Source organism: Shewanella sp. SM68, assembly GCF_025653925.1.
GTDB classification, from domain to species: domain Bacteria; phylum Pseudomonadota; class Gammaproteobacteria; order Enterobacterales; family Shewanellaceae; genus Shewanella; species Shewanella oncorhynchi.
Genome location: NZ_JAKKRU010000002.1, coordinates 210,902 through 230,790, shown reverse-complemented (window position 1 = coordinate 230,790; position 19,889 = coordinate 210,902). Strand labels below are relative to the sequence as shown.

Annotated in this window: 20 protein-coding genes; 11 read left to right on the top strand and 9 right to left on the bottom strand. The window is 44.7% G+C overall.

Annotated features, from left to right (window positions below; translation table 11 throughout):
- Positions 1-16: 16 nt before the first annotated feature.
- Both L5M40_RS04140 and L5M40_RS04135 read right to left on the bottom strand, forming a co-directional pair.
- The gene (locus tag L5M40_RS04140; protein ID WP_198571841.1) at positions 17-1,573 is read right to left on the bottom strand and encodes a S41 family peptidase; all 1,557 of its coding nucleotides are present in this window, start codon (positions 1,571-1,573) and stop codon (positions 17-19) included.
- A 233-nt stretch (positions 1,574-1,806) separates the two neighbouring features.
- Positions 1,807-2,691 (bottom strand): phospholipase A, encoded by an 885-nt coding sequence (locus L5M40_RS04135; protein WP_113939007.1) that lies wholly within the window; start codon positions 2,689-2,691, stop codon positions 1,807-1,809.
- A gap of 442 nt (positions 2,692-3,133) precedes the next feature.
- Here L5M40_RS04135 and cobA point away from each other — a divergent pair, with 442 nt between their 5' ends.
- From cobA to cysC, 5 genes are all read left to right on the top strand, one after another.
- The gene (cobA, locus tag L5M40_RS04130; protein WP_263171625.1) at positions 3,134-3,979 is read left to right on the top strand and encodes a uroporphyrinogen-III C-methyltransferase; all 846 of its coding nucleotides are present in this window, start codon (positions 3,134-3,136) and stop codon (positions 3,977-3,979) included.
- 91 nt (positions 3,980-4,070) lie between these two features.
- Positions 4,071-4,979, top strand: a complete 909-nt coding sequence (cysD, locus tag L5M40_RS04125; RefSeq protein ID WP_263171624.1) for a sulfate adenylyltransferase subunit CysD — start codon at positions 4,071-4,073, stop codon at positions 4,977-4,979.
- Between the two features lie 82 nt (positions 4,980-5,061).
- Positions 5,062-6,504, top strand: a complete 1,443-nt coding sequence (cysN, locus tag L5M40_RS04120; protein WP_113939005.1) for a sulfate adenylyltransferase subunit CysN — start codon at positions 5,062-5,064, stop codon at positions 6,502-6,504.
- A gap of 3 nt (positions 6,505-6,507) precedes the next feature.
- Positions 6,508-8,232: an SLC13 family permease gene (locus tag L5M40_RS04115; protein WP_263175813.1), complete on the top strand. Its 1,725-nt coding sequence runs from the start codon at positions 6,508-6,510 to the stop codon at positions 8,230-8,232.
- Between the two features lie 64 nt (positions 8,233-8,296).
- On the top strand, positions 8,297-8,914 hold the full coding sequence (gene cysC, locus L5M40_RS04110; protein ID WP_105251589.1) for an adenylyl-sulfate kinase: 618 nt from the start codon (positions 8,297-8,299) through the stop codon (positions 8,912-8,914).
- Between the two features lie 102 nt (positions 8,915-9,016).
- Here cysC and L5M40_RS04105 read toward each other — a convergent pair whose 3' ends face one another.
- Positions 9,017-9,856 (bottom strand): TIGR03899 family protein, encoded by an 840-nt coding sequence (locus L5M40_RS04105; protein WP_028761753.1) that lies wholly within the window; start codon positions 9,854-9,856, stop codon positions 9,017-9,019.
- A gap of 144 nt (positions 9,857-10,000) precedes the next feature.
- The gene (locus tag L5M40_RS04100; RefSeq protein WP_168822615.1) at positions 10,001-11,209 is read right to left on the bottom strand and encodes an MFS transporter; all 1,209 of its coding nucleotides are present in this window, start codon (positions 11,207-11,209) and stop codon (positions 10,001-10,003) included.
- Between the two features lie 476 nt (positions 11,210-11,685).
- Here L5M40_RS04100 and hemG point away from each other — a divergent pair, with 476 nt between their 5' ends.
- Together hemG and L5M40_RS04090 are read left to right on the top strand one after the other, a co-directional pair.
- Positions 11,686-12,207: a menaquinone-dependent protoporphyrinogen IX dehydrogenase gene (gene hemG / locus L5M40_RS04095; protein ID WP_131524263.1), complete on the top strand. Its 522-nt coding sequence runs from the start codon at positions 11,686-11,688 to the stop codon at positions 12,205-12,207.
- A 107-nt stretch (positions 12,208-12,314) separates the two neighbouring features.
- Positions 12,315-12,842 (top strand): cytochrome b/b6 domain-containing protein, encoded by a 528-nt coding sequence (locus L5M40_RS04090; protein WP_263175848.1) that lies wholly within the window; start codon positions 12,315-12,317, stop codon positions 12,840-12,842.
- Positions 12,843-12,986: 144 nt separating this feature from the next.
- Here L5M40_RS04090 and L5M40_RS04085 read toward each other — a convergent pair whose 3' ends face one another.
- The 3 genes from L5M40_RS04085 to L5M40_RS04075 form a co-directional block, all read right to left on the bottom strand.
- The gene (locus L5M40_RS04085) at positions 12,987-13,742 is read right to left on the bottom strand and encodes a DsbA family protein (RefSeq protein WP_263175810.1); all 756 of its coding nucleotides are present in this window, start codon (positions 13,740-13,742) and stop codon (positions 12,987-12,989) included.
- Positions 13,743-14,054: 312 nt separating this feature from the next.
- Positions 14,055-14,699 (bottom strand): DNA-J related domain-containing protein, encoded by a 645-nt coding sequence (locus L5M40_RS04080; RefSeq protein WP_131524261.1) that lies wholly within the window; start codon positions 14,697-14,699, stop codon positions 14,055-14,057.
- A gap of 334 nt (positions 14,700-15,033) precedes the next feature.
- Positions 15,034-15,687, bottom strand: a complete 654-nt coding sequence (locus tag L5M40_RS04075) for an oxygen-insensitive NAD(P)H-dependent nitroreductase NfsB (RefSeq protein ID WP_028761757.1) — start codon at positions 15,685-15,687, stop codon at positions 15,034-15,036.
- Positions 15,688-15,849: 162 nt separating this feature from the next.
- On the opposite strand from L5M40_RS04075, the gene L5M40_RS04070 reads away from it, so the two are divergent.
- The 4 genes from L5M40_RS04070 (at position 15,850) to L5M40_RS04055 (ending at position 18,003) form a co-directional block, all read left to right on the top strand.
- Positions 15,850-16,215, top strand: coding sequence for a glyoxalase superfamily protein (locus L5M40_RS04070; protein WP_105251592.1), 366 nt, complete (start codon positions 15,850-15,852; stop codon positions 16,213-16,215).
- A 77-nt stretch (positions 16,216-16,292) separates the two neighbouring features.
- Complete coding sequence (locus L5M40_RS04065) at positions 16,293-16,649, top strand: DUF6547 family protein (protein WP_263175809.1); 357 nt, start codon at positions 16,293-16,295, stop codon at positions 16,647-16,649.
- A gap of 203 nt (positions 16,650-16,852) precedes the next feature.
- Complete coding sequence (locus L5M40_RS04060) at positions 16,853-17,140, top strand: hypothetical protein (RefSeq protein WP_011919877.1); 288 nt, start codon at positions 16,853-16,855, stop codon at positions 17,138-17,140.
- A 125-nt stretch (positions 17,141-17,265) separates the two neighbouring features.
- Positions 17,266-18,003, top strand: coding sequence for a hypothetical protein (locus L5M40_RS04055; protein WP_106649617.1), 738 nt, complete (start codon positions 17,266-17,268; stop codon positions 18,001-18,003).
- A gap of 486 nt (positions 18,004-18,489) precedes the next feature.
- On the opposite strand, the gene L5M40_RS04050 is transcribed toward L5M40_RS04055, so the two are convergent.
- Positions 18,490-19,215: an amino acid ABC transporter ATP-binding protein gene (locus tag L5M40_RS04050; protein WP_028761645.1), complete on the bottom strand. Its 726-nt coding sequence runs from the start codon at positions 19,213-19,215 to the stop codon at positions 18,490-18,492.
- Entirely contained in the window at positions 19,208-19,888 is a 681-nt protein-coding gene (locus tag L5M40_RS04045; RefSeq protein ID WP_006085903.1) for an amino acid ABC transporter permease, read from the bottom strand. Before L5M40_RS04045 ends, L5M40_RS04050 begins: the two co-directional genes overlap by 8 nt.
- Between the last annotated feature and the right edge of the window lies 1 nt (position 19,889).

Genomic DNA, 19,889 nt, shown 5'->3' with positions numbered 1-19,889 from the left:
TGGCTCTTTTTTTGGCTTAATTTAGCTTAGCTTGAGCCAACTTAGTGTGCTGTGCTGGCAGAACAAGTTGCGCTTTGGGCTTGGCGGAGCGCATTAAACTAACGAGCCCTTGCCATTGAATATCACTGTTCTGAGGGAGCAAAATATCCGGTTCAGTCCCAATACCGGACAGGAGTCTCCCCTGTGCATCATAGGTTAACGAACTGCTGAATCTTATGTTTAATCCACTGTTTGGCAGTTTGAAATGATACTGACGTGCAAAGTCGCCTGAGGTTTTTTCACCAATCAAATTTGCCCTAGACCAAGATTTAGTACGATAGGCAATCCACTCGCATTCTTGGCGACAATGGGGACTCACGAGTAGCGCTAAGCGATTTCGCCCTTCAGGAGCCACCGCAGGCTTAGTGCGAACATACCAAGGGCTGAATTTCTCTTTATCGACAGAGGGTAAGTTACGGGTGAGAGATTTGAGCCTAGGAGGACTGTACTCTAACGCATCCAGAGGCATAAAATTGAGCGGCTGTAGATAATCATTTCTCAGCTCTGGTGAGCGGCGATAGTGCGCAAATCCCATCACGTTAGGTGCTAAAGTGTTATTTAAATCCGCATCTTGATATCGCGACAGTATAGTCAATAATTTCGGACTAAAGCCACTGGCATCACGTAAATCAATGATCAGTAAGGGATGTGTCATGCCTTTGAGCAGTTCTTGCTGTTGTTCTTTATCTAATTCAAAGGCGTAGAGATCGCTGATCTTAAGTTTGACCGTCGTATTGTTGACCGTCTCTAATTGATTTGGCATGTCTTGAAATTCGGTGCGCTCAAATTGAGATAATTGGTTAATAAACTCGAGCACATTAATATCTTGAGTCTCGTCTTTTTCACTGATAGTTGCTAATTGAACTTGCGGTTTATGGCTTGGCAGGGCGAGAGTCACCTGCTGGCTTTGCAGATCATCATTAATTAGCGTAATGACTACATAGGGCTTTATGCTGAGTCCTAAGTCTTCGCGCAGTAGGTTAAGTTTTTTCAGCCAAGGTAACTGCATTTCTTGACTTTGTTTTGCCGGCTCAGGTAAGTAGGCTTGACTGGTCGCTACCCATTTGCTCATAGGTAAACCATCGATATGAGTGATAAAGGGGAAGTCGTTGTTGACTGGATTATTACCGTTATCCAAGGCTAACCATTGGTCGTTGACTGGCCTTAGCGTTAACGGGAGATCGCCGCTTTGATCGTCGAAGTTATGCACTTGAGCGCCTGGATCTTTGAGGGTATTGAGTAATTTAGTGACTTCAGCAGCAAAGCGATCATTGGGAGTAATATCTTGATACTGTTCAACAATAAGGCTAGCCATAAATTTAAGCTGCGGGTTGGCTTTGTCGGCCGTTAAGGCATAAAACGCTGAGTGTTGCTCGATTTGATCCAATAAGGCATAGAGATCTTGGCGTACCTCTTGTGCATTCAGCACTGGTGCAGCGCTATCTTTTGGCACAGCGAAAAACGCGAGCTTAAGTAAGCTCGCGAAAATAATGACACTGAGTAGCATGACTATGCTGCGGTAGCTAAAACTCATATTCCTCCATGATGTTAAGGCGCTGCTTCAGGGCACAAAAAGGTGTGCGACTATCGGCTTAAATGCCATTCGGATCAATGTAAATCGTCCTGCTCTGCCCTAAACTCAGGTCCATCTGAGCAATTTAGCAGCAGGTTTGGTAGATTAGCAGCAAATTATGGTCGATTTTTGTACTTAGTCACTTTATATACCCAAACAATCTTAAATAGCGGGATCAAGTGGGTATATCTTTCTTAAAGAATATCGTTGAGTGAAATTCCGATACCAATACGTTGATTGTGATAGTTGTAATCGATTAGGCTTTCGCCATAACCATTAAAGTATTGAGTATAAAAGCGTAAGTTGCCGACGATAGGATGACTCCAAGTCAGTTCTGCTGAGCCTCTGTCGATATCTTCTAGATTCGTTTTAACGGTTAAAGTGAATCTATGTTCATCAATACCATAAACGCCAATAAACTCTGCTTTACCTATATAGTCATCAATATTCGGGTTATCGTCGCCGCTGGCTTTATATGGATCTGTTTTTTCATCTTCAGGAATACGCCACCACACTTTGGTGGAGAAGGCGAGTGGGCCTGCATCAAAAATCATAGTGGCATAGAGGCGATTCCAGCTGCGGGAAAGTGGCCCTGCTTTACCATTCGATTGATGTACGGCACCAAACCCCCAAAAGGAATTGGTCACACTGCCAATTTTCCAATCGTTATTAAACAGCATAAAGACTTCAGGTTCGTGATTGGTTTCCCTAAAAGGTGATGAAGTGTCTTTGTTATAAACCTGCCAATAGGATTGATTGGTGTAAGCAAAAAATAAATGGCCATTATCACCAAACACATTGTACCAAATAGGAAATTTAAAACTGATTTGGAACTTAGCCTCAAACTCATCTAATGAATAGGGGTTGAGTATTGCATCTTCGGTGAAAGGTGCCATGTTGGGATCTGGGCTGTAGGTGACTGGTAAAAGGTAATTCACTTTATGTGGCGTAATCACAAAAGGTAGATCCGCCGTGGCAAGTTCATCTTTTACTCTTCCTTTTACTAATGATTCTTCGGCATTTATGTCCGTACAGGCTAATAGCCCTGCCAATGCAATACCTGAGTAAAGTGGTTTCATCTGCCCTCCTTGATGTGTTTATTTATTTGTCAGTCGTACTCAACAAAGATAGTTATTTCCAGCTTAACATTAGAAAGTGAATTTATGGTTATGGAAAAATCCTGTGTCACTTAATGACAAATCTTGTAGTCAGCCATTTTTAGTCACATAGAGATATATTTAGGTAGAATTTTTGGCAATAACATAGTCCCAAAATCATGCACTTAGCGGACAGAAATTAATTTGATGCAATTAGCTTAATCTTATTAAGTCATTTTTATTTCAATGGGTTAACCTGGATTTAGGGCATTTTTGATTTTGAAACCTAAGGTTTTCCCCACTTTAAGTGAGTGGTCACTCATTCTTTTATATCTAAATGATATAAAAACTAATAATTATCTATTTATTATGGAATATAAGACGCGCTATATTTCTACAGACTAAAGTGATCTTGGGGATTCTGATGGAAATTTTCTCTTTACCGGGCCAAGCGGCCAAAGGCAAAGTCTGGCTGGTGGGTGCCGGCCCCGGCGACGTTGAGCTATTGACGTTAAAGGCATGGCGCATCCTTAAAACCGCTGATGCAGTGCTATACGACGCTTTAGTCAGCCAAGATATCCTCGATCTTATTCCCAAAGACGCTGAGAAGATTGCCGTAGGTAAACGTGCGGGCAAGCATAGCGCCGCACAGGACGAGATTAATCAGTTACTCGTCACTAAAGCCTACACTCGTAAAAATGTGGTGCGCCTTAAAGGTGGCGATCCTTTTATTTTCGGTCGCGGGGGTGAAGAGTTACAAACCTTAGTTGAAGCTGGGGTTGAGTTTGAAGTCGTTCCCGGCATTACCGCTGCCAGCGGCACGTCAGCCTATGCGGGAATTCCCCTAACCCACAGAGACCATGCCCAAGGCGTCACTTTTATCACTGGTCATTGTCAGTTAGAGAGTCGCCCTATGGATTGGCAAGGTTATGCTAATCCTAACAATACCTTAGTCGTGTATATGGGGATTCTGAACGCAGGCATTATTCGCCAAGGTTTAGTCGATGCGGGCCGAAGCCCTGAAACACCCGTGGCGATAGTGTCAAAGGCAACCACTAAAGAGCAACGTCGTTTTATCGGCCGTTTAGGTGAGCTTGAACAGCTTGCCGCCGATCCAGAATTACAAATGCCAGCTTTGATGATCATAGGTGAAGTTGTCACGCTGAGTGACACCTTGCATTGGTTCAAACCTGAAGCGATTGAATCGACTCAAGCCAGTGATGAGCTGACTCAATCGGTTAGAGTCTCGGCCGTCGCGTCGATAAACTAAGCCGCAAACAGTTAAAGCTATTAAGCAGTTAAACAAATTGAGCTAATCCATGCTGTGGTAACACGGCGAATTTAAGGTAACGGAGAATAGTATGGCCGGGCGTGAACTAAGCCACTTACAACAACTGGAAGCTGAGAGCATTCAGATCATTCGTGAAGTTGCAGCCGAATTCGATAATCCTGTGATGTTGTATTCCATCGGGAAAGATTCTTCCGTTATGTTGCATTTAGCACGTAAAGCCTTTTATCCAGGCAAGATCCCATTCCCGCTGCTGCATGTCGATACAGGTTGGAAATTCAAAGAGATGATCGCGTTTCGTGATGCGCAGGCAAAGAAATTTGGCTTCGAGTTACTGACGCACATCAATCCAGAAGGTTTGGCGCAGGGAATTAACCCCTTCGACCATGGCAGTGCAAAACACACTGACATTATGAAAACCCAAGGTTTAAAGCAAGCACTTAACCAATACGGTTTCGATGCGGCTTTCGGTGGGGCTCGCCGCGATGAAGAAAAATCTCGCGCCAAAGAGCGCGTGTATTCCTTCCGCGACCGTCACCACAGATGGGACCCTAAAAACCAACGTCCAGAATTATGGCGTACCTATAACGGCGCAGTGAACAAGGGCGAAAGTATTCGCGTGTTCCCATTATCTAACTGGACTGAGCTGGATATTTGGCAATATATTTATCAAGAAAACATTGAGTTAGTGCCTTTGTACTTTGCTGCTAAACGTCAAGTGGTTGAGCGCGGTGGTCAGTTAATCATGGCTGATGACGAGCGGATGAAGTTAGCCGAGGGCGAGCAGATTAAAGAAGCAGTGGTGCGTTTTAGAACCTTAGGTTGCTACCCACTCACGGCCGCCATGTATTCTGAGGCCGACAGTCTAGAAAAGATTATTGAAGAAATGCTGTTAACCCGTTCGAGCGAACGTCAGGGCCGATTGATCGACTCAGATCAAAGTGCCTCTATGGAGCAGAAGAAGCGTCAAGGCTACTTCTAATCTCGGCAAGGTTAACCCTATTTCGCGAAGGTGGCGCTAATCAGCGCGACCTTCAGCCAAGCAGATCAAGAGTGAGAATATGATGGACAAAGCGGTCAATAAAACCAATCTCATGGCGGCAGAAATTACCCTCCATGGTGTGAAAGAATATCTAGCCCTGCAGCAGCACAAAGGCTTACTGCGCTTTTTAACCTGTGGCAGTGTCGACGATGGTAAAAGTACCTTAATCGGCCGTCTGTTACACGACAGCGCGCAGATCTATGAAGATCAATTAGCGAGCCTCAAGAGCGACAGCGCCAAGATGGGCACCACAGGTGAAGCCATTGATTTAGCCTTACTGGTGGATGGTCTGCAAGCCGAGCGCGAGCAGGGCATCACTATCGATGTGGCTTATCGTTATTTTTCAAGTGATAAGCGTAAGTTCATCATCGCCGATACGCCAGGGCATGAGCAGTACACTCGCAACATGGCAACGGGTGCATCAACCTGTGATTTAGCGGTGATTTTAGTCGATGCCCGCTACGGCGTGCAGACTCAGACTAAGCGCCATGCGTTTATCGCGTCATTACTCGGTATTCGTCACTTTGTTGTTGCTGTGAATAAGATGGATTTGCTCGGGTTTGACGAGCAAGTATTCAACCGTATTCGTGCCGATTTTACGGATTTTGTTAAAGATTTCGGCAACCTCGATATCCACTTTGTGCCGTTATCGGCGCTTAATGGTGACAACGTGGTTGAGCGCAGCACTCAAAGCGACTGGTATCAAGGCGGTACACTGCTTGAACTGCTAGAAACCATTGATACTCAGCGTGAACTCAGCTCATTGCCTGTGCGTTTCCCTGTGCAATATGTGTCGCGCCCTCACTTAGATTTTCGCGGTTTTGCGGGCACTTTAGCCTCTGGCATCATTAATGTCGGCGACGAGTTAGTCGCTTTGCCATCGGGCAAACGCAGCAAGGTTGAACGTATTGTGACCTTCGATGGCGACATACAAGAAGCGGTTGCAGGCCAAGCTGTGACTATCACGCTGGAAGATGAAATTGATATTTCCCGTGGCGATTTACTGGCAAGACCGGATTCTGCGCCAGCCGTTGCTAACGTGATCAGCGCTGATATAGTGTGGATGGATGAAAAGCCATTACAACTCGGTCAGTTATACGACATCAAAGTGGCTGGTAAGAAGACGCAAGCCTCTGTGACTGCTATCGATTATGTGGTTGACGTTAACACCTTAGCGCGCAGTGCGACGGACACTCTTGGGTTAAACGCGATTGCGCGTGTGACCTTAGAGCTGACCGAAGACATAGTGTTTGATGCATATTCGTTAGTACGCGATACCGGCGGAATGATCTTAATCGACCGCCTGAGTAATGCGACGGTTGCCGCGGTTATGGTGGTGTCGGGTCAACATGTTAACAAGCAAACAGCGTCACAATTTAGTGCCTTTGAAGTCGAGTTTAATGCCTTAGTGCGTAAACACTTCCCCCATTGGCAAGCGATAGATATCACTAAGCTTGGAGCTTAATTCGTGAGTGACTTGTGGCTATTAGCGATTATTTTGATAGGGCTTGTGGCTGGCTTAATTAGTGGCCGTATCAATCCAGCGGTATTGTTTTTATTTGCATTTTTGCTCTGTTATTTGCTTGGCATGGTTGCGCTCGATACCGCATTAACAAGCTTTACCAATATTGGCTTAGTCACGTTGGTCCTGTTGGTGTTGGCCGCGACGGCGTTAGAAAAAACGTCCCTGCTGGGAAAGTTGAGTCAAGTCATAGGTAATAGTTCTTTGCCTATGACAATGGCAAAGCTCGGTTTTTCGACGGCTTTGCTGTCGTCATTTACCAATAACACTGCGGTCGTGGCATCACTGATTGGTGTTGTGCGCCGCAATCAGGCTCACGCGCCGGCTAAGTTATTATTGCCGTTAAATTATGCGGCAATTTTAGGTGGCACACTGACCCTGATTGGTACCTCGACCAACTTGATTGTGAACTCCTTTGTAGAAAACGCCGGCTTACCCGCCTTAGGCTTCTTCGAGTTTACGCCAGTTGCAGTGGTGATCGTCGTCGCAGGCATCTTGTTACTGACCTTACTGGCGAACATTCTGCCCGACAGACGGGAAGAATCAGGTGAAGAAGCGCTGCCATATTTGCTCGAAGCCCATGTGGCGAAAGGTTCGTCCTTGGTCGGTCGCAGTGTGGTGGATAACAAACTTAGGGCACTAAAAAAGTTATATCTGGTTGAATTAGAACGCAGTGGCATTTGTATTTGCCCTGTGCCGCCCCAGTTAGTGTTGCAAGCGGACGATGTGCTGCGCTTTAGTGGCGCGGTGGAATCGGTTGAGTTATTGCACCAATTCGATGGTTTAGATTGGTTTGGTAAACATCAAGCCAAAGGACAAAATTTAGTTGAAGCTGTACTCGCACCGTCGTCCAGTTTAGTGGGTAGTTCATTGAAAGCATCGCGTTTTCGTGAGCAATTTGATGCGGCTGTGATGGCCATTCGCCGCGGAAATCATCCGCTGAAGGGTGGACTCGGTGACATTATTCTGCAACCCGGTGATGTGTTGTTATTGACGCCAGGTGATGGTTTTAGCAATAGCGCAAAGCTGAGTTCAGAGTTTGCAGCGATCAGTGGCTTAGATTTGAATGTGCGTCTAGACAGTCGTCGTGGTCGTTGGGTATTGCTGGGCTTTGCGGCAACGATCATCCTGAGTGTCACTGGCATATTACCCTTGGCTAAAAGTTTAGTGATATTGCTGCTCAGTTATTTTGCCATAGGCGCAGTCACACTGGCTGAGCTTAAACGCCGTTTCCCATTGGAATTAGTGGTGATAGTGGGGAGTGCGTTAGGGCTTGCCAACTTGATGATGAATACAGGCCTTGCGAACAGTTTAGCCCAAGGATTACTCTCAGTTATTAACGGTTATGGGGTATTTGGCGCTTTTGTCGGCGTGTATTTAATGACTTTATTGCTGACTGAACTGGTGACCAATAACGCAGCGGCGGCGCTGGCGTTCCCTATTGCTTACGCGATTGCGCTTAATTACGGTGTCGATGCAAGGCCCTTTATTATGGCCGTTGTCTTTGGTGCCAGCGCGAGCTTTATTTCACCCTACGGCTATCAGACCAATTTGATGGTATTTAATGCGGGTAATTATCGCTTCAGTGACTTTGTCCGCCTTGGATTGCCGTTATCTGTGCTGTATTCCCTGATAGTGATATTTATGGTGCCGATCATCTTTCCATTTTAGTGATTAGCTTGAGTTTATTGCCCTTATGTTAGCGGTTAGTCAACATGGGGATTGAGGAGTTTTTATGACAAATATCGTGTGGCATCAACATCCTGTAGACCAAGCCGCCAGAGCCGAGCAGAAAGGCCAAAACCCAGTACTACTTTGGTTTACCGGACTTTCTGGCGCGGGCAAGTCAACACTGGCGGGTGCATTAGAGCGGGCGTTATTTGAGGCGGGATTCCACACTTATTTGCTCGATGGTGATAATGTGCGCCATGGTCTGTGTAAAGATTTAGGGTTTACGGTTGAAGACCGTGATGAGAACCTGCGTCGTGTGGGCGAAGTGGCTAAATTGATGGTGGATGCGGGGCTTGTGGTGTTATCGGCCTTTATTTCCCCGACCCGTGAAGAACGTGATGGTATTCGTGCCCGTTTTCCTGCGGGGCAGTTTATTGAAGTGCATGTAGCGACGCCTTTGAGCGTGTGCGAGCAGCGTGACCCTAAGGGGTTATATGTGAAAGCGCGCAGTGGCGAAATTAGCAATTTCACTGGTATTTCATCACCCTATGAAGCGCCATTAGCCGCCGAGTTAACCATAGATACCAGCAAAGGCGATTTAGTGACTCAAGTGCGTGCATTAATCGATTATTTAACGGCGATCAATGTCATTAATGCCGATAAGGCAAAAGCGCTAGCTTAACATTTAGCCCTTATCTTGCTTAAAAGGAGCCTTTAGGCTCCTTTGTTATTTCTGGGTTTTACTGCTTATACCATTGATTCATAATTTTTTATGGCGTGAGCATTATTCTATTTTAAAGTCTTTAGCAAACAAGAGCTGCAGAGCCTTCAAGTATTCTTGATCCGGCTTAGGTTGCACGAGTTGGGCGAGTTCATCACCAATCGGTGTTAAGCGATAATAGCTAAAAAGCAGATTACCGCTCTTGGGCGTAAGCTTCATTTGTATGCCTTGCAGGGCAAATTGAATTGGTGTTTTGTTATTGAGTAGGCCGGTTTCGAACTCACTGCTGTGAAGTATTCCCGCATCGACTAAGGTCAAAATACTGGAATAAGGTAGCCCAAACTGGGATAAGCCTAAATTGACTGAGGTGGTTTTACGGAAATACTGGCCAATCCCACCCGACAAGCGGTAGCCACTGATGAGTTTTAGGCGCTGCTCGTTATTCACCTTAGCCGCCATGCCAAGGGCTTTTTCTAGAATTTGTGCTTCCCTGTGAGTCAGTTGCTTGAGCAGCGCTAGGGTACGTAGACTGAAGTTGCCCGGATTGACTATCTCGCTCGACAATATCCGAGCCCACAAATCTTGCATCTTACGGTTATGGATTTGTTCCGCCATCAAGAAAAATTGATGGCTCCAATCGGGATCAAGATCGACCCCAGTGACATCTGAGTGGGTATAACTGAGGGCTAAGGCAAAAATGGTTTCCACATTAGCCTGATATTCGCTCGATAACTTGCGTGCTCTATGTTGAGCTCGCTCGGCAATTGAGGCGTTCGCAGGGCGATATTCTTGCTCACTGGCGAGCCCTAATTGGCGACCAAGTAGCAGAGCTTTTTTGCGAGCGGATACCTCGGATGCTGACTCGCCTTCTTCTGCCAACAGTAAAATATCTGAATCCTTCATCGCGTTATTAATCCTTGAGCCTGCACTGTGGTTGAGGTGAGGGTTTAGTGAACTCTTACATTCGGTTGTAGCTTACTTTAGATGATCATCTCTTTAGTTTGAGCATCTCGTTAAGCCAATTCTTTGGTTCGTTATTATGCCGTTTTATTTAACGACTTTAGCGATTGATTTCGCACTTTTAGTTGGCCAAGACCATAAGGTTTCATTACCCGGTTCAGGATGGCGCGGAACATTCAGCGCTAGTATTAACGAACATACGGCAAAGCCCGCCCCTATGTAAAATACAAAGGCGGGATCGGTTAACCATAATAAGCCCAAAAGCACAGGAATAATCACTGCCGCTATGTGGTTTATGGTGAAACTGACTGACATAGTGGCGGCAATATCTTTGCTGTCGGCGATTTTTTGAAAATAGGTTTTCATCGCAATTGCCATCGCAAAAAGTAAATGGTCGATAACGTAGAGTGCTGCCGCCATATGGGCTTGTTCGACTAGGGCATAGCTGATAAAGACTAAGATGAGTCCGATATATTCCACAGTAAGCGCATTACGCTCACCAATACGTCCAATTAAACGACCAATAGCAGGCGCAAACAGTAGATTAACGGCATAGTTGATTAAGAACAGCGCAGTGATTTCACTGACGCTATAACCAAACTTTTCAACCATCATAAAGCCCGCAAATACCATAAAGATTTGCCGCCTCGCACCTGAAAAAAAGGTGAGCAGGTAATAGAGCCAATAGCGTTTACGCAGTATGATTTTTTTGTGTTGTATTTCCGTTGTCTCAAACTTGGGGTAATACCATGTTATGGTTAGCACAATGATGAGACCTAATACGCCTATAATCAAATACATATGTAGGTAGTCTAGCTTCAACCAAGTCATTACTAGCCAAATGCTGGCATAACCGACTAAAGCGGCCGCCGAACGCCACGCCAGTGCTTTACCCATAAATCCAGCCGCGTCTTTTTTATCGACCCATTGCAGCGTTAGCGATTGGTTGATGGTTTCAAAATAGTGAAACCCGACAGACATCAACACAGTCGTTAGATACAGGCCTATGACCTGAGGAAAGAAACCTGTTACCGCTACGCCGATACATAAAATGGCGAGCGAGAGCAGGGCGAAGGCTTGTTCTCGAATGAGCAGCAGCACAAAAATTGCCGTAAAAGCCAAGAAGCCGGGGATTTCGCGCAGGCTTTGTAACATGCCGATTTCAGCACCAGTGAATTGGGCTTTCTCAATCACGAAGTTGTTGAGCAATGCCTGCCAAACGGCAAACACGAGCGACATAACAAAGGTCATCCACAGCAAGAGTGCTTTAGGATCTTTTGCTTGAATAGCTTTCATTGATAAGGGACTCAGGCGATAAGTGTTCAAATGCTAATGCTTTTTCCTTAGGTTGGCTATATAAGGTGTGACTTATCCCTTTCAATTTTGTAACAATGTTTAGGCGAATTAACTCCCTAGGTTACAAAGACGCTAAAGCGAGAATATACCTAAGGCGTTATTTTTGTGAGGCAGTTAAAACTACCGCATATACTTGGGGTGTTTGGCGCTAAGCCCGTGATCTATTTCATGTAAATTGGCGGGTAAATCACCTAGTATGAAATATCATAATTGTCATTTTACTTTTGCATACCAAGTTAAATTCCACTGGAATGCCAATGACTCTGGGTGTCCATTGCTACTTTTAGCGCATTTAGTCTGAGCGTTGTGATGTCATTTGATATGCCAAACGGGCATAGAGAGTCGAAATTAAGTCGCCTGCACCGTCTTTTCTAGGCCGCTTATTGTTATTTTGCTTGGGATTAATCGAGGCTAAATTGAAAAGAATTCTTATCATTTACTCTAGTGTTCACGGCCAAACCCAAAAGATTGCTAAAAAGCTCGCACAGCAGTTAATGGCTTTGGGTAATGAAGTGGTTACTGCCGATATCAAGGCCGCTCCAGAGCTCACTGAGTTCGACAAAATCATCATAGGCGCCAGTATTCGCCATGGTAAACATAACCCAAGTTTGTACGAGTTTATTGAAAAGCATCAAGCCGTATTGACGGATAAGGTCAGTGGTTTTTTCTCTGTCAGCTTAGTGGCACGTAAACCCGAGAAAAACACCCCAGAGACCAATCCTTACATGCAGGCATTTTTAAGTAAAACCACTTGGCGGCCACAATTGTTGCGCGTTTTTGGGGGTAACTTGAATTACCAAGGCTATAACGCTTTAGATAGAAATATTATCCGTTTCATTATGTGGTTAACGAAAGGACCTACGGACCCTGTTACCAATGTTGAATACACGGATTGGCAGAAAGTGACTGAGTTTGGTGAGCAGATCCACAGCGCTTAAGCTTGATATCAAATTTCGGTGCTTCATTTAGCCCTATTCTATGCGCGCCCTGAAAGCTGTATGTATGCCTTAGTCACAAGGGCAAAGGAGCATTAAATATGATCAGTATGATGACTAAACTTCGCTCCTTGTGCCGAGTCATTATGGCGCAACTGCATGTGTGGATTGTCGTGTCGACTATCTTACTCGTGTGTTCCAGTCCGTGGATTTTTATGGGCCGACGGATACCCGATAACGCCAGTTTTTGGGATTATTTGCATGTATATTTAGGTTTAGCGTGCACTGTGCTTGGGATTCTTTTTTTACTCAGCAATACCCTGCATGGCAAGTGGCACCAATACTTTGGCTGGTTGGCGGGCGATTGGGCACAGTTAAAGCAAGATGTTGTTGGACTTGCTAAAGGCAAATTCCCCGTCGCTGGTGGTAAAGGGCTGTTTAGTGCCATAGAAGGTATCGGCATGCTGTTGCTGGTGGCTACAGGGGTTACGGGCCTAGTTTGGTTTATCGTTCAAGGGACGCCAACAGCACTGGCATGGCGTGGTTATCATCAAGTCTTTGCGCAGACTTTTATTGGTTTCTTGATCCTACATCTCGTCTTGGCTGCGAGCCATATTCTTGATTTTATTCGGCAATAAACTTCATAACCCATATTGAGCGCTTATAACAATCACTTGGATTGAACACGCATAAAAATGGCCTCCTAATTTGGAGGCCATTTTTTATGCTAGCGCGTATCTTGGATTAACGCTTGTACCTTAAACGTACCTTTGTGTCTGGAATTAGCTAAGACGTTGCTGACGTGTCACCCCTATCGCGGCGGCGAAGACTAAAAATAACCAGCCTAGGCTACCACCCGATGAGGTTTTAGCCGCTGCAGCATCTTTCTCAACGGCAAGATAGTTAATTAACCCAATTAGCTCATCTAAGGTTTTGATGCTGTTTAAGTTTACTGCATATTTATCGTTCACGATAAAGGCGGGGACGCTGTCGATTTTGAATTCATTTTGCTGAGTGCGCCACAGGGCCAGTTTTTCATCGGTGCTTTTGCTATCGGCTAATTCGTCGTATTTAGCCGCATCGACACCAAATTGGGCGAAGACTTTTTTGATGTCATCACGGCTGTTAATTTGCGGCTCGTGCTGATGGCCAGGTGCACTATGATCGTGGCCGTTTGCGCCCTCTGCACCTTGGATTGCGGTAAACATGGCATGGGTTAAGGCGTCTTTGTTATCAACGCTTTGGATCACGGCTAATGAACGCATCACTTCGGTGCCAATGTCGCTATTCATAAAGTCGACATGCTTATTGTCGAAACTTATCTGTTTGTTGAGGTTCGCCTTGATATCAGGCAAATAGTTGGTTTCCATATTGAAGCAGTTATGGCAATAAAATGAATAGAATTCAGTGAGTTTTGGTTCGCTACTAGGCGCTTTGGTCGAGATTTGAGTGTAATGTGTGCCTTCAACAAAATTGGCGGCAAAGGTGCTCAATGGTGCAATCGCTAAGGTTACAGCCAAGGCTAATTGTTTAATCATAGTTTCCTCAAATTCGGTGGGATTGAATTCACAATGTCAGTCGTTGTTATCGTTGACATTCAACGGTCAACATTAGAGATAGAGTGAGCTTCAACCTAGGAGTTAAGCTAGCCCAAATGGCAGCGTTGACACATAGGTTCAGGTTAAATGGAAAGGCTTAATTATGACTGAATTGGCATGAAGCTAGTAGGCTAAATCTGTGATCTCAATGGAAGTTTTACCTTAGATTTGGCAGGACTGCAGACAGGATCGCATCGCTAAGTCGGTGCATGTTGATTAAAGCCCCGTTCTGCATCATCGCTGGCTAAATTCTTACGCAATATCCCTAAGCGACTGCCAAGCTTCGCACACCTCGCGAAAACGCGCCGCATCGCCATCGGGCCTGTCTGGGTGCCATTTGAGTGCTAAACGACGCCATTGCTTGCGGATATCACGGGCGGTAGCACTCTCGTCTAATTCGAAAACTCGCAACGCGTTACCTTTGTTCATTAGATTGATATTTAAGCCAATATAGCTCTTATAATTGCTCCAGAATGCCTCAAGTAATTCTCGTACTACGTTTTCGCTGGTGTCGTAGTTATTCCAATCAAGGTAATACTCACGCAGGGAAGTATCTTGCATTATCAGCAGGTTAACGTTTGAAGGTACTAAGCGGAAGATTTGAATTTCCATGGCTTTGACTTGCAGCCATTGCTTGGGCAGTAATATTTCCTGTAGCTCAAACAGGGCGTTCATCAGCAGGAAGTTACGTTTGAATAAATCGTTACCCGGATTTTCATCAAGCTGGTGGATCAGCCCTTGGGTTTGTAATTCAGTGGCTAAGTGATGGATTTTCCAACTTTGATTTGAGGCTTGTAAAACCGTAAGCAACGGCCAAATCAGTGGGTTATCGCCCTTAGTGTTTGCAACTCGAATCGATTGAGATTCTTCAGTGAGTGAGGGTTTGGCAAATAACATACTGACTGTCCCATCCTAAATTGTGAGTGTTACCAATGCGCCGATAAAACCGCTGGGCTGCAACAAAGATGACTCGAAAGGCGACGATAAATGATCATTCACTAAGTTGAGCCGCAAACTATGCCACAGAGCCAAAGTGTAGGCAAAGATGAATTTTAGAGCAATACCGTGATGGTTTACTCCTACTTTAGATGGTTTCTCGGCGTAAATAAGCCGTTAACAGCAGTGAGGTTTTAGGGGACGGCAGTTAAGAGAGGGCTAGTTTTAGACATGATGCCCTTGTTTATATCACATAAAATCAAGGGCATGCTTATTTTTTACATAGAGTGAAGGACTAGATCTCGGTGAAGATCACTTCTTGATCTAAGCGAGACTTAGGCAATTTAGCGTTGAAATCATTTTCGGAGTGATAACCTAATGCAACAACCACGCAGGCACATAGACCTTGCTCTCTTAAGCCTAGGACTTGATTCATTTTAGTGGCATCAAAACCTTCGATCGGACACGCATCAATATCTAATACACTTGCACCGAGCATTAAAGTGCCAAGCGCTAAGTAGACTTGTTTTTCCATCCAATGCTGGGCATCTTTCAGCTCAAATTTATGCATATTAGCGAAGAAAGAACGGCCATTATGTTGGCCTTGCTTGGCTTCTTCATTAGCAAAGCGGCCATCCTTCGCTTCTTGCTCGAGCACTTGCAGTAAGTGTGCTTCATCTAATTGAGCACGAGCACAGAGTACGAGTACATGGGAAGCATCGAGAATTTTTTGGGTATTAAACGCATAGTTTTCGGTCGCTTGGGCAACTAACGCTTTACCTTCCGCCGTACTCGCTAACACAAAATGCCAAGGCTGTGAGTTAGTCGATGATGGGCTGTACTGCAATAAGGTTTTGATTTCTGCTATTTTATCCGCAGGAATCGTCTTAGTTGGATCAAAGGCCTTAGTGGTGTAGCGCTTTTTGGCGAAGAAACTTAAATCACTCATGTAACGGCTCCAAATCATTAAGGAATACAAATTCAATGGCAGCATTTTAAGCAGGTTTAAGTAAAAAACAATGTGATCAAGGCAGGTATTAGTTTCAAAAAAAATTTGAAACTGGGTGCTTATGCGCACTAGACAAAGCTTATGTGTGATGGAGTAGATGGCATGAAGTTTCAGACAATCCCAATTATGCGGATCTTTGATGAAGATAAAGCCAAAGAGTTTTACCTTGGCTTTCTGGGGATGGAATTAGATTGGGAACATCGCTTTGAGGATGGCTACCCGATTTATATACAAGTTTCACTTGGTAATTTTGTTTTGCACTTGAGCGAACATTCAGGCGACTGTACTCCTGGCTGTAAGGTTTTTGTGAATGTGAGTGAACTTGATCAATTATTTGCTCATGTGACTTCTAAGCCATATAAATACAACAAACCTAGTATTGAAGATGCGCCTTGGGGCGATCGTTGCTTTACTGTAACAGATCCGTTTTCAAACAGGATTTTGTTTAATGAAGCAGCAGACACATAACAGAGTGAGGCATTCGAGGCCTGCGGCATTTACAAGTTTACGCGCATGGGCACTGCGTTATGCTTTCAGGAGAAAAAATGAGTTCAGTTGAATTGTGGAAAAGCTTTGTTGACGAGTTTGCTCAGTTACATGATGGAGTATTTGAAAAATGGGTCTTGCAAGACGGGAGCTATCCAAACAGGCAGGAAAATTCAGAAATAAATGAGTTCCTAATGTCACTAACTGTCCAGCAAAGAGAGATTCTCGTCAAGATGCTTATTAATGCTAGACGTGGTGGTATTCATGATGCCTTAGTACGACTTAATGACAGAATGGACTGCGAAAATGGTCAGTATTACGAAAACGGCATTGAGATGGAATTTCAGCCCTTTGGTTCCACCCTTTACTATGACTATGTTTGTCGCCGAGAAGGGGATAATTGGGAGCAAGAATAGGTATTATCGGAATATCTCGCTTCCAGTGATCACCCTGCATATAGCCTAGCACACAGCTTAATGATTTCAGTTACTTAACAAAGCAATCGCTGGTTGAAGGCAAACCAAAGTGCATTATGTTGTTGGTTTAAAATGGATGGCTTGATTTATTATTCGCTAACGCGGATCCGCTTATACCCAACGTTATGTGTAAGGGAATCTTAATGATCGAAAGACCCAAAGTAATAAACCTCACAGAAGCCAGAACGATTCGCAAAGTCCATTGCGGAGAGTGTAACTGGGAGCAGGAAATAGCTGCTATCACTGAAGCTGAGATAAAATGTTGCCCTTGGTGCGGCTGGAGCGATCTGGAAATAAGTACTTTAAAAGCAGAAGGTGGCTTCCAAGAAATAGAATGTCAAAAGCACGGTAGAGTTACGGTTCTACTACCTAGCTGCAATATTGATCCACTAGACTTCATGAACAACTTATTTTGTCCATTCTGTGAGTAACACATAACAATGCAAACCAGCCTGATGGCTTTTTCGTTCCTTGTTTTGCTACGCTATCGCAAAACAATCCACTACAAAGCAGCGGCTGTTTGCGGCTTATGCGTGAAGAGAGATCGGATATATAAATGGAAAAAGCATTAATAGATATTAGGTATTACGCTAGCGACTCCCTATATGAGACAGGTAAGAGTCTACCTTCGAGTTGTTCTAGCTTTTTCAAATTTCCTAAGCTGCTTCATTACTGGGGTGCTCGTATAGCCACAATACTTGGTGCAAATGGATTATCCCTCGGAGAATTCGATCACCTATATGTAAACTACACAAATGCTATTCCAGAAGGCACGATGGTTTTTTCCGATAGAACACCAGAAAAGTGGCTTAGGTATATAGACTGCGGTGTAAATTTTGAGAAATTAAAATCATTAAATGAGTCCGAACTTGAACAATTTGTAATTCGCAGTACCTTTGAGTGTCTTGAGCACCTTTGTAAGTTGAGCATAGAAAAAACCGAAAAAATCAAGCTTGCTTCAAACGAGGTGGAAAGATTTGGTTCTGCGGTCGAGCTTCCGGTTAAGGCAAAACATACTAAGTCATATTCGGTTCTGGTTTCATATAAATTGCGCCCAAATGGCGAAGCATCTCATGGGCTTGTAAAATACATTAACCACAAAACAGGTGCTACTTTCACTAAAAGGTTTGTTGATCTTAAAGGGCCATCGGATATATTTCCTCTGGTAGGTACAATTTCAGTAAAAGATGGAAAAGTCCTGATCACGCCGAGGGCATCATTTAAAGCTAGCCTTTACACAAATTCATATCAGATTCCAATGGAGATTGATTTAAGTGAAGCGGCAAGCGCATAACAAGGCGCTGCTAGGGACAAATCTGCGCTGCGCTTCGGTTTGTTCTAGAGTGCGGCGTTAATCCATAGAAAATTTAATCCGAAAATCATAGATTAGAGCAAGAATTCTAACCCATTTATGTCTACTAGCTTTTTACGTATATATAGCAAAACTGGTAGTTAAAATTGGTATTGTGGCACCAGTGACCGTTGGCGACATGGATGTCGCCGTCGAGCCTATAAGGACATATTCACGGCGTGTCGCTAGAGACACAATGACAATAAACTCCCTGAACAGATAAACGGCTATTTAGCTTTGTTCAATACCTATTAATTCAAAGGCATAATGTTTATGGTGTTGTGAAAGATGATTGTATCCTGACTTGTCTAATTTAGTCTTTGTCATCAACGTTGAATGTTGGGATCCTAATTTGAATTCTTCGCTCACTGCACGTACTTATAAAGGTCATGACAGTGAGCGTGAGTGACAGGACTTAAGCCGCTTAAGCTAGCGTAATACTTTGCTTAAAAACGCTTGGGTACGGGCTTCTTTCGGGTGGCTAAATAGCTCATCTGGTGGACTAGATTCGACTACATAACCGCCGTCCATAAAGATCACTCGATCGGATACATCGCGCGCAAAGCCCATTTCGTGGGTGACAATGACCATGGTCATGCCCTTTAGCGCTAAGTCTTTCATCACGTCTAATACATCCCCGACCATTTCAGGATCGAGTGCCGATGTTGGCTCATCGAACAGCATCAAGTCTGGTTCCATCGCTAATGCGCGGGCAATGGCGACCCTTTGCTTTTGGCCGCCCGATAAACTGGCGGGGTAGGCATTGGCTTTGTCACTTAAACCAACCTGTGCCAGTAGGTCGAGGGCTTTGGTCTCGGCTTGAGCTGGCGTCATCAGTTTTAGACTAATGGGCGCTAAGGTGATGTTTTGGATGACGGTTTTATGGGGGAACAGGTTAAAGTTTTGAAACACCATGCCCACTTTTTGCCGCAGTTTATCTACGCAGGCGTTTGGCGCTGTGATCAATTGACCTTCAATCTCGATATCGCCTTGGCTTGGCTGCTCTAACAGATTGATACAGCGCAAAAAGGTACTCTTGCCACTGCCGCTTGGGCCGATCACACTCACCACTTCGCCCTGACGAATATGCTCGCTAATGCCCTTGAGCACTTGGTTATCGCCGAAGTTTTTATGCAGGTTGGTTATTTTAATCACTTTGTTTCAACCTCTTTTCAAATTTCGACAGCACAAATGTGAAGCTGTAGGTCAGGAATAGGTAAATAAGGGCGCAGGTAAATAAGGGCACACTGTCCTCGAAGGTACGGCTACGGATGATTTCACCGGCGCGCATAAGGTCAACGCCGCCGATAAAGCCAATGACGGCGGTTTCCTTGAGGAGCACGATAAATTCATTACCAAGTGCGGGCAGAATATTCTTAATCGCTTGGGGCAGAATAATCGATTTCATGGTCATTGCTTGGGACAAGCCAAGTGAACGTGCCGCTTCGGTTTGACCTTTATCAACGGCTTGAATCCCTGCGCGGATTATCTCAGAAATATACGCGCCGCTATTGAGACCAAAAGCGATAATGGCGGCGGTGATCTTATCGACATCTAAGGCTGAAAGCACGATGAAGTAAAGGATCACTAATTGCACAACTACTGGGGTGCCACGGATCACACCGACATAAAGATTGGCGGGGAAGCGGATATACCACTTAGACGACATCTTCATAAAGGTGGTGCCAATGCCTAACACTGCGCCTAATAACATGGCGAAGAAAGTGACGATTAACGTCACTTTCAAACCATTTAATATCAGCAGTATGCCTATCATGCCATCTTCGCCAATCGGGCTAAACAGCGAGGTATTAATTGCGTCTATCATG